The organism is Roseibium album (assembly GCF_965233825.1).
Lineage (GTDB): Bacteria > Pseudomonadota > Alphaproteobacteria > Rhizobiales > Stappiaceae > Roseibium > Roseibium album.
The window spans coordinates 707,001-721,288 of sequence record NZ_OZ247583.1; the positions used below are offsets into that span (position 1 = coordinate 707,001).

The following is a 14,288-nucleotide window of genomic DNA, read 5'->3' on the forward strand; positions in this document are numbered from 1 at the left end:
TCTCGCGCTTGCCGCCACCACGTTGCTGATCTCCCTGATCATGATCGTGGCCAGCACAGCCTTGCGTGATCTGGCAATCCTTCCCTGGATACTGCTGGCGCTCCTGATCATGGTCGACATGGCCACATCGCTTCGCCGGCCCGGAAATCTGACGGTCGAGGCTCCACCGGAGATTTTTGTTGGAGAAACAGCAACCCTGCACCTGCGTCTTGATCGTGCACGTGCGAACCTGAACGCAAAGCTCGACTGGCCAGAAGGACTGAGCGGCCGGAAGGAATTTGAATTCCGCCCCGGTCCGGATGACACGCTTGAAACGAGTGTCCCTTTTCGCGCTGTGCGGCGTGGCGTCTGGCAGCTCGATCATCTCTGGCTCTTTTGGGACTCCCGACTGAAACTGCTTGAATTCGTACCAAGGCTCGATCTTCAGGCGGAACTTCGGGTCGTGCCCAACATCCGCCAGGTCCAGTCCGGGGAAATCACGACGACGGTCATGTCGACGCTTTACGGCGTCAAGGAAAACCGGGCTCTCGGTGAAGGATCGGAATTTCACCAGTTGCGGGATTTTGTTCCCGGGATGGACATCAAGTCCATCGACTGGAAACGGTCGGCGCGCCGCCGGTCCCTTGTCGCGAAGGAACTGCGCGCCGAACGCAACCATCATGTCATCATCGCGCTCGACAACGGCTATCTGATGCGCGAGGAAATCGGAGGGTTGCCGAAAATCGATCACGCGGTCACGGCGGCGCTCGCGACCGCCTGGGCTGCCGCGATCGGCGGCGACCTTGTCGGCTACTATTCCTACGATGTGCGTCCGCGAACCTTTTCCGCCCCGGCTCCGGGACGCAACGCCTTTGCCCGCTTGCGCAACTGGACTGCCGAGCTCTCCTATGTCAGCCGTGAAACCAACCACACCCTGGCATTGACGGAATTGAACGCCCGCACTCCCAAGCGCAGCCTGATCATCGTCTTCACCGATTTTATCGATACGACATCGGCCGAACTCCTGATCGAGAACATCGGCATCCTCACCAAGCGCCATCTGCTGATCTTTGTTGCCATCCGCGATCCCGAACTTGAAACATTGATCGAAACGGCACCGGATGACATTGACGGTGCTGCGACGCTGGTGGCCGCGAACCAGTCGATCAACGAACGCCGGCTGGTGCTTGAACGGCTCGCGCGCATGGGTGTCACGATTGTCGACGCAAAACCCAATACCGTGACGGCACGTCTCATTTCGACCTATCTCGAGATCAAGGCGCGGGAGATGATTTGATGAAAGATCAGGATCTCATGCGCTCGGCGCGGTTCCGCAAGGAACGTGAAACGGACTGGCGACGCCTTGAAACCCTGGTGCTGGCCGCTGAACAACGGGGCCTGCAGCACATGGATTTCGCGGAAGCCCGGGACCTGGCTTCGCTCTATCGACAGGCGACGACATCGCTTTCGATTGCCCGTGAAATCTCGCTCGACAAGGCCCTGCTCGGGTATCTGGAGGCCCTGACGGCACGCGCTTATCTTTGCGTCTACGCGCCGCAAGAGCGGCTCGGCGGCGTATTTCACCGGTTCTTTGCTCAAAGCGCACCGCAGGCCATGCGACGGTCCTGGCCGTTCCTCGTTCTCGGCTTTCTGTGCATGGGTCTCGGCGCGCTTGCCGGATACCTTCTCTATTTCGAAAGTCCGGACTGGTACTATGTCTTTTTGCCGACCGAACTGGCCGGCGGCCGGGGTCCGGACGCGACGTACGAATCTCTCAGGGCGGTCATCTATGATGAAGACCCGAATTCGTCCGGGCTTGGCGCATTTGCGACCTATCTTTTCTCGCACAACACCCGCATCGCAATTTTTGTCTTCGGACTTGGCGTTTTTGCCTGTGCTCCCGCGATCATCCTGACATTCTACAATGGACTGATGCTGGGTGCCTTCTATGCGCTCCATGTCGATCGCGGCCTGGGACCCGACATTGCGGGCTGGCTGTCGATCCACGGCGTCACGGAACTCTCTGCAATCTGTATTGCGTGTGCAGGCGGACTGAAGCTGGGAACGGCTCTTCTCTTCCCAGGAGATCTATCAAGGGTCGCATCCCTCCGCCGGGCCGGGCGGGACGCCGTGAAACTCGCGCTCGTCGCAGCGCTGATGCTGCTCGTTGCAGCATTTCTGGAGGGCTTCGGACGCCAGCTTGTGCAGGACATGTACATGCGCTTCATCATTGGCTGGGGCATCGGTGCTCTCTGGCTTATCTGGTTCGTGTTCGGAGGCCGGGTGCAAAGATGATCCTGCGTCTGAAAAAGAAGAACAGGAAAAACCGGCCGCCGCGGAACGAGTTGATGCCGCCGGAAGGCGTGCCGCTGACCTTGCCGATCGCAGGTGTTGGCGTCCGCCTCGGTGCCCAGATCACGGATATAACGATCACCTTCATGGCGTTGGTCGCCATCATGATCCTGCTGGCGATGCTGAACATCACCAGCCCGCAGACGATGATCGCGATCGGTGCACTGCTGTTCTTTCTGATCCGCGTTCCCTACTACGTTCTTGCCGAACTTGTCTGGAATGGTCAGACGCTCGGCAAGCGCATCTTGAAAATCAAGGTTGTTTCTCATGACGGCGGGCCCCTGACGACCCATGCACTCGTCTTGCGCAACATGATGAAGGAAGCCGAGGTCTTCTTGCCCGGAACCCTTGTCCTGATGCTGGATGCATCCTCTCCACTGGCCTCTCTCGGCGCCCTTGTATGGATATTGATTTGCCTGCTGATACCGGTCTTCGACCGGTACCGACGACGGCTCGGCGATATGATGGCCGGCACACATGTCATCCATTTGCCGGTTCCGGTTCTGCTGAAGGACCTTGCGAGCGAACCCCGCATGATTTCACTGAACCGCAAGGAATTTGTCTTCCTCTCTCACCAGCTCGACCATTACGGGGCATTCGAACTGCAGACGCTCGAAGGATTGCTGAGAGCACAGAACACGCAACCAACGTCCGATGGCGGTGCGCAACGAAACAAGACAATTGCCGCGATCGTGGAAAAGATCCGCAAGAAGATCGGCTATGCCAACCCGGTACCGCCCCCGGACCGGCTTCGATTCCTTCAGGCGTTCTACAAGGCACAGCGGGAACATCTGGAACAACGCCAGCTGTTCGGTGACCGCCGCGAAAACAAGCACTACGCGAACAATGGAGAGGACACTTGAGACCTGAAACATCCGTCCGGATGTGTGTCTGAAAAGCGCCTGGATGCTATTTGCGAGACTTTCGATGACCGAGACGAACAGCACAGAATCTATTGTTCCGCTTGGGGTGGGAACACTTATCGGCGACAGCTTTTCGATCCTGTTCAGGAATATTGTTCCTATTGTTCTGATCGCCTTTGTTCCAAGTCTTCTGGGAGTGCTCCTGTCCGGATACCTTGTCGGGTTCGAGGCACTTCTGAGCCTCGGAGAAACGGACGAACCTTCCGGCGCGGCCAGTGCATTGACAAGTCTGGTCGATCTCGTCGTCTATTCGCTGACGACCGCGTTCCTAGTTCAACTCGCCTATGACGCGAAACTGAATCGGCCGATCAGGATTGCAAAATACATCCGCCCTGCGCTGGCGTCGGTCATCCCGATCGCGATTCTAGGCATCGTGGTAGGTTTGCTCATCGGTCTTGCGGCCCTCGCCTTTATCATTCCCGGGCTTTGGGTCTACGCCGTTTTTTCCGTTATGGAACCGGCCGTCGTCATCGAGCGGCTCGGCTTCAGGGGCCTTGGGCGGAGCGAAAAGCTGACGAAGAACTATCGTTGGCCGATCGTCGGCGCACTGGTCCTGGCATGGATTTGCGCACTTGTCGTCATTGTGGTCGCACTGTTCGCCGCTGATTTCGCCCTGACCAGCGGTGTTCTTGCCGTATCCATTTTCCTGTACGCGACCTTCACGGCAGTCGGCACCGGTCTTCTCAGCATCCTGACCGCCCTGATCTACGCCCGCCTGCGCGAGATCAAGGAAGGCGTCAGTGTCGATCAGATCGCCGAGGTGTTCGACTGATGTAACAGGGACGACAACAGTTTCCGGACCAGTGCTTGTCGCTCGCATTCATTGGAACTAGGGTATCGGGGTACAAAAACATGAGCCGCCTTCCGATGCCTCCTGGCGGTTTTTCGGGGCCCCATTTGAAATTACGTTTTTAACTGAACGGAGCAATTGCATGACTGACGCATCCCTTGGCCAACCCAGGGTTCCCCTTGGTGTGGGCGCGATTATCGGTGAAAGTTTTTCGATCCTGTTCGGGCACTTCGTCCAGGTCATCATCATCGGATTTGTTCCGACACTGATCGGCTTTCTGATCTCCGGCCTGCTGACCGGTTTTAATGTGGCGCTTGGGCTGGAAGCTCAGGATTTCAGCGGCCCGGGTAGCGCTGTGGCCAGTGTTTTGTCCATCGTTATAAATATGGTGGTCTATTCCATCACGACGGCGCTGCTGGTGCAGTTGGCATACGATGCCAAGCTCTCTCGCCCGATCCGGATCGTCCGGTACCTTGGACCTGCCATAAGCGTCGTGGTGCCGCTCGCGATCATGACGATCGCCGTGACAATCCTGGTTGGTATCGGCTTCATGCTGTTGATCGTCCCCGGCCTCTGGGTCTACGCCGTGTTTGCGGTCATTGCGCCTGTCATAGTGATCGAGCGCGTGGGATTCGGTGCGATGGGACGCAGTCGGTTGCTGACAAAAGAGTATCGCTGGCCGATTGTCGGTGCGCTCATCCTTGCGCTTATCCTGTCCATGATCATCAGTTTTGTCGCACTTTTTGCTGTGGGCATCATTGCCTCGTTCGGATCGATTGGACTGGTTCTCGGCGTCATTCTCTTCGCCGGCCTGTCGACCCTTGGCGCCGGCTACATGAGTATCTTGCTTGCGCTGGTTTACGCTCGTCTTCGCGAAATCAAGGAAGGTGTCAACGTCGACCAGATCGCGTCCGTCTTCGATTGATGTGGATCCGGAGCGCTGTGGATGTCTTGCAGCGCTCCAAAACCATGGTTCAACAATGTCACGGAAGATCAGACCGGCACGGTTTAAAACCTGGACAACCAATTCTGCTTCAAAGAAACCTTCGAATGTGAACCGCCTTGCGCAAATCAGGCGGAAAACAGAAACACGGCAGATGCTGCGACCAACAACCATTAGCGAGCAACTCCAAATTGCGAACTCCGAGCATCAAGCCGACCAAAGCTGCCCCTTCAGCGCAACACTTGGATATACCTGTCAACTCTGGGATTGAGCCACGGCCGCCGCTTGGCACAGGCACCGTGATCGGGGAGAGTTTTTCTATTCTCCTGAAAAACATTGTTCACGTGATTGTCGCATCAGCGGTACCAGTGATTTTGTTTTTCCTGCCGATTGGTTTCATGATCGGCAACAATCAAATGCTGGATCTAGAGGCACCGCAATTCGACTGGCCGGTCTTGTTGACTTACTTCGCGATTTCACTTTTCGCGATGTGTGCAGCCTTTTCCGTGTCGGCCGCGGCCGTGAACAAGCTTGCATATGACGCGAAGTCTTTTCGAACGGTGAAGGCCTCGAGCTATTTCAAGCCAACTCTCTCGGCTGCACCGGTTATTGCGTTGCTGACCATCGCGATGGGCGCAGCTCTCTTTTTGGTCTGGGTTTCAATCTCCGTTTTAAGCTCAGTTTCATCGCTCCTGACGTTCTTCACATTTCCGGTTTTTTTCGTTGTTTACTTCTGGACGGTCGCGGCCTGCTCCCTCATGCCGGCCGTTGCTGTCGTTGAGAAAGCCGGGTTCTCAAGTCTGAAGCGCAGTATCGCGCTTACAAGAGGCTATCGATTTCCGGTTCTTGGAACCATTTTCCTGGCAGGATTGTGCAGCATCGCAATTCAGATCGCGATTTCGATTTTCACGTTTCTGGTGACGCTGACCGCATCGTTGGCATCAGAAACCCTCGGCGCCATCCTGTCATTCGCGTCTTCCCTGGTCGCGTTCGCGCTCATGATCGGCTACCTGTGTATCGTCACCAGCCTCATTTACATCCGGCTTCGGGAAATCAAGGAAGGCGCAGGTATCGATCAGATTGAAGCCGTTTTTGAATAGCAGGGACACTGCGCCTCTCACGCCGCACTCCTTCAGACCTGATCCGGCACGCGCCGATGACAACCATCTGCGGGAAACACCATCGACTTGATAAAGATTAAGGCTGCCGAATTTGCTTGCATGATATCTGCGCGCAGAACTAACAAGACAAACGTTCAAATTCATGCGGAGCAGCCTTCTGAAACTCATCGCCGAAAATCTGACCATTGATCGCGGCGGGCGCCGGGTGTTTCAGGACCTTTCCTTTTCCCTGTCGCAAGGCTCGGCACTGGTCGTGACCGGCGCCAACGGCATCGGCAAGTCGTCGCTGCTGCGCACGCTTGCCGGGCTGGTTCCACTTGCCGCGGGTACGATCCGCCTGGAAGGTGGTGAGACAGACAGGCTCCCCCAGGAACAGGCGCACTATTTCGGCCATCAGGATGCGGTCAAACCGGCTTTGTCCGTTCTGGAGAACCTGCGTTTCTGGCAGAACTTTGCCGCCGCATCCGTTTGTGAAGGCTTTACCGGCTCGACCCTTTCCCCCTCGCTGGTCCTGGAAACTCTTGGCATCGGCCACACGGCCCACCTGCCTGCCGCATATCTGTCGGCCGGGCAAAGGCGCCGGCTGTCCCTCTCGCGCCTTCTGGTCACACCGCGTCCCGTCTGGCTGATGGACGAACCGACTTCCGCGCTCGACAAGGCATCCGAACAGCAACTTCTCGGGATCATGAACGATCACCTCGCGTCAGGCGGCCTGATCGTCACGGCCACCCACACCGAATTGGTGCTCGACCGTGTCGAAACACTGCATCTTCAGGCTGCTGATCCCGCCGAACAAGCTCCGCAGGAGGCCTTGCTATGACGGGTTGGGCGATGGCCTTGTTTCAGCGTGATCTGCGCCTCTCCGTTCGCATCGGCGGCAGCGCTCTTGTCGGCGTCCTGTTTTTCCTCGCCGTCGTTACGGTCATCCCGTTCGGCGTCGGCCCGGACCTCAACCTCCTGGCGCGCATTGGCCCTGCCATCCTTTGGATCGGCGCGCTCCTGGCAACGCTTCTGGGGCTCGACAGGCTGTTTCAGGCCGATCGGGAGGACGGCACGCTGGACCTGATGATGATGGCCGGCAGGCCTCTGGAACTGGTGATCCTGATCAAGTGCCTGGCACACTGGATCGCAACCGGGCTGCCGCTGGTCGTTGCGGCCCCCTTGTTGGCAATCTTTCTCAATCTGGATCCGGTATCCATGGGTGCGGTTACTTTGACACTGCTGGTGGGGACGCCCGCCCTGACATTGATCGGCGCTATCGGGGCATCCCTTACCGTGTCATTGCGCAGGGGAGGCCTGTTGCTTGCCGTTCTGGTGATCCCCCTTGCCATACCGGTTCTGATCTTCGGGGTCAGTTCGGCGGACGCGGCCATACACGATCCGGTTCCCTTCCTGACACCGTTTCTGATCCTGTGTGCCCTTACGCTGATCGCCGCTGTTGTTGGTCCTATCGCGTCGGCAGCCGCCTTGCGGTTTTCGGCAGATTAGGAATTTTGTACGAACCTGGGAACACGAAACCTGCCAACGGGCCAATCGGGTGGTGGCGCTTGTTTCTGTCCGGCCCGGCAATGCATGGGGGTCACGAATTCCCGTGCAGGATGACGTCAATTCAGTTTGGATGATTTTCGCACGGGTTCCCTGTTTCGGACAGGCCCTCACCCCTTCTTGATCAAACGCAATGCGATCTGCGACGCTTGGGTGCATTGAAGGCGGCGGGAGAGTAAAGTAAGTAAGACGCTATGGCATTTTGGGATTATGCAAATCCGACGCGGTTCTTGAGGCTGGTGCAGGTCGTTCTGCCCTGGCTGATCGGTTTTTGTGTCCTCGCATTTGCTGCCGGCCTGTACATGGCCTTCTTCACGGCACCGGAGGACTATCAGCAGGGCAACACCGTGCGGATCATGTACATCCATGTACCGGCCGCCTGGCTCTGCATGATGTGCTACACGGTTATGTCGATCTCATCGATCGGCACCCTCGTCTGGAAGCACCCGCTGGCGGATGTTTCCGCCAAGAGCGCCGCTCCGATCGGCGCGGCCTTCACCTTCATGGCGCTGGTCACCGGCTCGCTGTGGGGCAAACCGATGTGGGGCACCTACTGGGTCTGGGATGCGCGCCTGACGTCAGTCCTGGTCCTTTTGATCATGTATCTCGGCCTGATGACACTCTGGCGGACAATGGATGACCCCATTAAGGCGGGCAAGTCTGCTGCCATTCTGACGCTTGTCGGAGCGCTCAACTTGCCGATAATCAAGTTTTCTGTCGACTGGTGGAACACCTTGCATCAGCCGGCGAGCGTAGTGCGCATGGATGGCCCAACCATCCATCCGGATATTCTGTGGCCGCTGCTGGTCATGGCGGTCGCATTCACGCTCCTGTTTTTCGTCCTCCATCTGATGGCAATGCGAAACGAAATCCTGCGCCGCCGCGTGCGCGCCCTGCGCATGCGCGCGGCGAGCGTATCCCGGCCGGGAACTGCTGCCGCAACGGCGCAGCCAGCGGAGTAGACCAATGGAACTTGGAACACATGCCGGCTTCATCATTGCCTCATACGCTCTGTGTATTCTGACCGTCCTTGTCTTGGTCGCCTGGGTCAGGATTGACAAGGCCAACCAGGAACGCGCCCTGAAGGAACTGGCCGAGCAGGGCATATCCCGTGCCCGGCGGGATCACGAGAGCAGATAACCAAGATGAGTGCATCCGACACCGACCTCGCGACTGAAAAGAGTTCCGACAAACCGGCAAAAAAACGCGGTTTTCCAGTTTTTGTCCTGTTACCGTTGATCGTGTTCATTGCACTTGCGGGCCTGTTCCTGTTTCAGCTCACCATGGGCAACGACCCCCAGACCATTCCTTCGGCGTTGATAAACAAGCCCGCACCTGATTTCTCGTTGAGTGCTGTTGAAGGTATCTCCAGGGACGGAACTCCGGTTCCGGGGTTTTCCCGAAAAGACCTGCTCGGCAAGATATCCGTTGTGAACGTTTTCGCCTCCTGGTGCGTCCCCTGTCGGCAGGAGCATCCGCTGCTGGAAGAACTCGCCAAGGTCGACGGCATCCAGCTTCTCGGTATCAACTACAAGGACAAACCGGAAAACGCCCGCCGTTTTCTGGGCAGCCTTGGCAATCCCTACAGCCGGATCGGTGCTGACAACGCCGGCAGGGCCGCAATCGATTGGGGTGTATACGGTGTGCCGGAGACTTTCGTCATCGATAAGGAAGGCACAATCCGGTACAAGTTCATCGGACCGCTCAGTCCGACTTCCTACCGGGACGTGTTTCTGCCAGAGTTGAACAAGGTGATTGCTGCAGGCCGGTAACGCAGGGACCGGCTGTAGTCACATTCCCGCGAAATATTGACCATACTCTCCAATGTCACCGGCTCGTGACTCGCGATTGAAAGCCAAGTTGCATATTTTACGTGCAATCGAAAAAGGAAACGAGCCAAATGGTGGGTCTCACATATCGGAAAGCGCGGCAGGCTTTCCGAAAGAGCTTTATTGCCGTAGCCGGAATAGTAGGCGTCATTGCAGCAGTCCAGACTGCCGATGCACAGCCGCAGAAGGTGATTGAACTTTTCACAAGTCAGGGCTGCTCTTCCTGTCCGCCTGCAGATCAGCTTGCAGAACGGCTTGTTGAAGAAGATCCGAAAGTACTGACTGTTCTGATGCCGGTCGATTACTGGGACTATCTCGGCTGGAAAGACACCTTTGCCAGTCCGGTTCATTCGCAGCGACAGCGCACCTATGCCACGCGAAGGGGCGACAGGTCGGTCTATACGCCGCAAATGGTAATCAATGGCGAAGAGCACGTCGTCGGCAGCAGGGAAAGGGATGTTCGCGCCGCACTCGACCGCGCAGAACCTTTCACCGCCGATGTCGAACTGAAGATTTCCGACATGGTTGTCCAGGCCAAGGTGGATGGAAGTCTGCCGGAAGGCGCAATGGCAACGGTTTACTTTCTGCGGATCGAGGACGAGGCAACCGTTGATATCGGGCGTGGTGAAAACGCGGGCCGAAAGATCAAGTATGTCAACGTGGTCCGCAATCTTCAGCCAATCGGTGTTTGGGAAGGTGGAGAAGAAACCTTCCGCATGCCGAAGTCCAAGCTCATGCTGAAAGGCGATGCCCGTTGTGCGATCCTGGTACAGATCGAGGATCACGACGGCCCGGGCAAGATAATCGGAGCAGCCGTGATGGATTGGCGTGACGGTCTCTGACGCCGGTGTTCGGAGGCTGATGATCTTTGGCTTTCTCTGCAGAAAGTGCAGGATTAACGCCTCCATTCCCTTGTAACCTGCGCAAAAACTGATACCCCTTGCCGCGGCTTGATCAGCGCGACAGGGAAGTGAATGGACCTTAAGATCAGGATCCGGGTTGCCGTCATCAGCATTTTCATCGGCATCCTGGTGTTGGGGCTGAAAACCGGCGCTTACGTGCTCACCGACTCGGTCGCATTGCTTTCCGACGCGCTGGAAACCACCGTCAACATTGCCTCCTCCATAGCCGCCCTCGTTGCCATCTGGTTCGCTTCAAAACCTGCGGACAGCAATCACCCCTATGGTCACGACAAGGCGGAATATTTTGCAGCCGTTCTGGTCGGCGTCATGATTGTGCTGGCCGCGATTTCCATTTTCAGGGCGGCGTGGATCGGGTTTACACAAGGTGACAACCCGGAATTTTCGGCTGTCGGTATCGGCATGAACCTGCTGGCTGCGGTAATTAATGGTGCCTGGGCGCGTTATCTGATGCATTACGGAAAAAATGCCAGATCCCCGGCGCTCGTTGCCGATGGAAAGCATCTGATGACGGATGTGCTGAGTTCCATCGGTGTGCTTGTCGGCGTCGTCCTGGCGCTTTTGACCGGTTGGCATATCCTCGATCCAGCGCTGGCCCTGCTCGTTGGACTGACGGTTCTCTGGTCAGGTTGGGAACTGGTCAAGGAATCTGTCGGCGGACTGATGGACGAAGCCGTTTCGGCCGATGTTCTTGAAAAAATCCGCATCCAGATTTCCGAACATGGCGAAGGCGCACTGGAGGCACATGATCTGAGAACCCGGATTGCAGGCCGGTCGACCTTTGTCGATTTTCATCTCGTGGTTCCCGGGACAATGTCTGTCGAGTCGGCACACGAAATCTGCGACAGGATAGAAGAAGCCATCACCGAAGGTGTCCCCGGTGCGCATGTCACCATTCACGTGGAACCGGAATACAAGGCCAAGCACTCGGGTATTGTCGTTGTTTAGGGCAACCTCTCATGAAGGGCACATGATGAAACTGACAGGAACAGATTTCTGATGCCGGGCTTGCAGAGGCGCACCGCACAGTTGGCCGACCATCTGATCCTGATCACCGGCGCCCTCGTCATGAGCCTGCCGGTCTATTCGCTTTTTGCCGCAACCACACATCCGCCCGGCAGCCCCATGATGCCGCGCCTCGATCCGGGCGCGGCTCTGCTGCAGAACTACGGCGGCTTCATCACGTCCACCGCGGGTTTTTCCGGGGACGTAACCGTCGTGGCGATGCTTTGGAACTCCTTCCTGCTCGGATTTGGCTTTGCTACCTTGAAGGTGCTGACGTCATTGTTCGCGGCCTATGCCCTGGTCTATTTCAGAATAAGGTTTGCCAGTGCGATTTTTGCCGTTTTGCTGCTCACGCTGATGCTGCCGCTGGAATCCCGGTTTCTGCCCACCTATGCCGTCGTCGCCGACCTCGGTCTGGTCAACACAAGGACCGGCCTTGTCCTGCCACTGGTCGCTTCCGGGCTGGGAACCCTGTTTTTCAGGCAGTTTCTTTTGACGGTCCCCGACGCACTGCTGGAATCTGCCCGGCTCGACGGTGCAGGAGGCTGGAAGTTCTTCAAGGATATCCTTCTGCCGTTGTCGGTCCCGACCGCAGCAGCACTCTTTCTTGTTTTGTTCGTGAACGGCTGGAACCAGTATCTTTGGCCGGTGATCGTCACGTCCGAAGAAGCAACCTATACCCTGGTCAGGGGCATGCAGTTTTTCGGACGCGCAAGTCTGCCTGGACTGATGCTTGCGATATTGGCCGTCATCCCACCGTCACTTCTTGTCATCTTGTTTCAAAGACAGGTCGTTAAAGGACTGTATGACGGCTCTCACTAATGCAGGCATCTGCCTCGAAAAAAGGAAAAGGCGACTACCGTATGGCATTTGAAGCGATCCTGTTTGATTGCGACGGCGTCCTTGTCGATTCGGAAAAGATCTACGTCAGTGTTGAGCGCGAGCATCTGGCCAGGATTGGACTTGACTATGAGATTGACGAGTACATGGACAGGTTCCAGGGCCTTGGCAGCGACGATTTCTGGGCAGAGCTCGATCGCGACCACCGTGCACTCGGCAAGGGTCCCTTGCCGGAATCCTTCGGCTCGGAACTCGACACCGCCACAATGGAACGGATCGACCGGGAACTCTCCGAGATTGCCGGGATCAAACAGTTTCTCGATATTCACGAGGGACCAAGGGCGGTGGCGTCTTCCTCACGCCTGCAACGGCTGATCCACAAACTGCAGCACACCGGGCTCTATGCCTATTTTGAACCTCACATCTATTCAGGCGAGCAGGTCGCCAACGGCAAACCCGCACCGGATCTGTTTCTGCATGCGGCAAGCAGGCTTGGAGTGGATGCAGCAACCGCCCTCGTCATAGAAGACAGCGCAAATGGCGTTAAGGCCGGTCTTGCGGCAGGCATGACTGTCTGGGGATTTGTAGGCGGTGGCCACAGCCATCAAGGACATACGGAACAGCTTCTGGAAGCGGGCGCCCACAAGGTGGTCGACAGCCATGATGACCTGGCCGGGCTTCTTTTCAATTCAAAAAGCCCATCTGAGTGATTGATGAATGCGGGGAGCGGCAAAACCACTCCCCGGGGCACAGATTTACCGTCCCAGATCTGCTTCCGGATTGGCACCGATCTTGTGGATCGACAGGTCTGCGCCCTGATATTCTTCCTCTTCGGACAGGCGCAGTCCCATGGTTGACTTGAGAATGCCATAGACAACAAATCCGGCACCCGCGGCATAGCCGACACCCAGCAGTGTTCCGATGATCTGCGAGATCAGCGAGACGCCCCCAAGCCCACCAAGGGCCTCCAGCCCGAAGACACCCGCCGCAAGGCCACCCCAGGCGCCACAGATCCCGTGCAAGGGCCATACGCCCAGAACATCGTCGATTTTCAGTTTGTTCTGGCAGTATTCGAACCCTGTCACGAAAATGGCGCCGGCGACACCCCCGACGATCAGACTGCCGACCGGATGCATGATATCGGAACCGGCACAGACCGCCACGAGACCGGCAAGCGCACCGTTGTGAACAAATCCGGGATCATTCTTGCCGACAATCAGGGCAACCAGAATGCCGCCGACCATCGCCATCAGCGAGTTGATCGCCACCAGACCGGACGCCGCTTCCAGCGCTCCCGCCGTCATGACATTGAAGCCGAACCAGCCGACGCACAACATCCAGGAACCCAGGGCAAGCCAAGGCAGGGACGACGGCGGAATACCGATCGGGCGGCCGTTTCGGTCGTATCGCCCGCGTCTTGCACCCAGGAGCATGACGGCGGCAAGGGCAATCCATCCGCCAACCCCATGCACCACGACGGATCCGGCGAAATCGTGGAAACTAGCCCCGAACTGTGCCTCAAGCCAGGACTGAAGTCCGAAATTTCCGTTCCAGACAACCCCTTCGAACAGGGGATAAACGATCCCGACAAGCGCGACAGTTGCGGCACATTGCGGCCAGAATTTCATTCGTTCGGCAATTCCGCCGGAGATGATGGCTGGTATCGCCGCTGCAAATGTCGTCAAAAAGAAGAACTTCACCAGCGTTAGCCCCTGAAGTTCAAATCCTCCTCCGCCTCCCGAAAGGGTCGCCGCATTCACGAAGAACGTCGTGCCATAGGCAAAAGCATAGCCCACGAAGAAATAGGCAACCGTTGAAAGTGCGAAATCGACCAGGATCTTGACCAGTGCATTGACCTGGTTTTTGTGGCGCACCGTTCCGACTTCGAGAAATGCGAAACCGCCATGCATCGCGAAGACGAGGATCGCTCCGACCAGCACGAAAAAGACGTCTCCACCGACAGCAGAATTACTCATGATTGCCCCCCAGTTAGGCAGAATGCCATTAGATTTTGCTTATTGGGTCATGAGGAATTCAATTT

Annotated in this window: 16 protein-coding genes; 15 read left to right on the top strand and 1 reads right to left on the bottom strand. The window is 57.1% G+C overall.

The features are described 5' to 3' along the window. The first annotated feature begins 40 nt into the window (after positions 1–40). The 15 genes from ACO6TI_RS03250 to ACO6TI_RS03320 all read left to right on the top strand — a co-directional run bounded on the left by ACO6TI_RS03250 (position 41) and on the right by ACO6TI_RS03320 (position 12,957). Positions 41–1,276: a DUF58 domain-containing protein gene (locus ACO6TI_RS03250; RefSeq protein WP_422384349.1), complete on the top strand. Its 1,236-nt coding sequence runs from the start codon at positions 41–43 to the stop codon at positions 1,274–1,276. After that, entirely contained in the window at positions 1,276–2,274 is a 999-nt protein-coding gene (locus tag ACO6TI_RS03255) for a stage II sporulation protein M (protein WP_055114790.1), read from the top strand. The genes ACO6TI_RS03250 and ACO6TI_RS03255 overlap by 1 nt, the downstream gene beginning before the upstream one ends. Next, positions 2,271–3,194 (top strand): RDD family protein, encoded by a 924-nt coding sequence (locus ACO6TI_RS03260; RefSeq protein ID WP_422384350.1) that lies wholly within the window; start codon positions 2,271–2,273, stop codon positions 3,192–3,194. The genes ACO6TI_RS03255 and ACO6TI_RS03260 overlap by 4 nt, the downstream gene beginning before the upstream one ends. A 64-nt stretch (positions 3,195–3,258) precedes the next feature. After that, positions 3,259–4,026: a hypothetical protein gene (locus ACO6TI_RS03265; RefSeq protein ID WP_196900262.1), complete on the top strand. Its 768-nt coding sequence runs from the start codon at positions 3,259–3,261 to the stop codon at positions 4,024–4,026. A gap of 160 nt (positions 4,027–4,186) precedes the next feature. Next, positions 4,187–4,969, top strand: coding sequence for a hypothetical protein (locus ACO6TI_RS03270; RefSeq protein ID WP_055114796.1), 783 nt, complete (start codon positions 4,187–4,189; stop codon positions 4,967–4,969). A gap of 416 nt (positions 4,970–5,385) precedes the next feature. Then, positions 5,386–6,087, top strand: a complete 702-nt coding sequence (locus ACO6TI_RS03275; RefSeq protein ID WP_159100771.1) for a hypothetical protein — start codon at positions 5,386–5,388, stop codon at positions 6,085–6,087. A 178-nt stretch (positions 6,088–6,265) separates the two neighbouring features. Next, on the top strand, positions 6,266–6,928 hold the full coding sequence (gene ccmA, locus ACO6TI_RS03280) for a heme ABC exporter ATP-binding protein CcmA (RefSeq protein ID WP_422385288.1): 663 nt from the start codon (positions 6,266–6,268) through the stop codon (positions 6,926–6,928). Continuing rightward, positions 6,925–7,596 (top strand): heme exporter protein CcmB, encoded by a 672-nt coding sequence (ccmB, locus tag ACO6TI_RS03285; protein WP_082442485.1) that lies wholly within the window; start codon positions 6,925–6,927, stop codon positions 7,594–7,596. The genes ccmA and ccmB overlap by 4 nt, the downstream gene beginning before the upstream one ends. 251 nt (positions 7,597–7,847) lie before the next feature. Beyond that, on the top strand, positions 7,848–8,615 hold the full coding sequence (locus ACO6TI_RS03290) for a heme ABC transporter permease (protein WP_055114800.1): 768 nt from the start codon (positions 7,848–7,850) through the stop codon (positions 8,613–8,615). Positions 8,616–8,619: 4 nt separating this feature from the next. Further along, positions 8,620–8,793 carry a heme exporter protein CcmD gene (gene ccmD, locus ACO6TI_RS03295; protein WP_104702561.1) on the top strand — a complete coding sequence of 58 codons (174 nt, stop codon included), beginning with the start codon at positions 8,620–8,622 and terminating at the stop codon, positions 8,791–8,793. Between the two features lie 5 nt (positions 8,794–8,798). Further along, positions 8,799–9,425, top strand: coding sequence for a DsbE family thiol:disulfide interchange protein (locus ACO6TI_RS03300; RefSeq protein ID WP_082442486.1), 627 nt, complete (start codon positions 8,799–8,801; stop codon positions 9,423–9,425). Positions 9,426–9,553: 128 nt separating this feature from the next. Then, positions 9,554–10,324, top strand: a complete 771-nt coding sequence (locus ACO6TI_RS03305) for a DUF1223 domain-containing protein (protein WP_108874341.1) — start codon at positions 9,554–9,556, stop codon at positions 10,322–10,324. Between the two features lie 132 nt (positions 10,325–10,456). Further along, positions 10,457–11,350, top strand: coding sequence for a cation diffusion facilitator family transporter (locus tag ACO6TI_RS03310; protein WP_108874342.1), 894 nt, complete (start codon positions 10,457–10,459; stop codon positions 11,348–11,350). 51 nt (positions 11,351–11,401) lie between these two features. Further along, positions 11,402–12,229 carry a carbohydrate ABC transporter permease gene (locus tag ACO6TI_RS03315; RefSeq protein WP_422384351.1) on the top strand — a complete coding sequence of 276 codons (828 nt, stop codon included), beginning with the start codon at positions 11,402–11,404 and terminating at the stop codon, positions 12,227–12,229. Between the two features lie 41 nt (positions 12,230–12,270). After that, positions 12,271–12,957 (top strand): HAD family hydrolase, encoded by a 687-nt coding sequence (locus ACO6TI_RS03320; protein ID WP_422384352.1) that lies wholly within the window; start codon positions 12,271–12,273, stop codon positions 12,955–12,957. 45 nt (positions 12,958–13,002) lie between these two features. On the opposite strand, the gene ACO6TI_RS03325 is transcribed toward ACO6TI_RS03320, so the two are convergent. Further along, positions 13,003–14,223 (bottom strand): ammonium transporter, encoded by a 1,221-nt coding sequence (locus tag ACO6TI_RS03325; RefSeq protein WP_055114809.1) that lies wholly within the window; start codon positions 14,221–14,223, stop codon positions 13,003–13,005. Between the last annotated feature and the right edge of the window lie 65 nt (positions 14,224–14,288).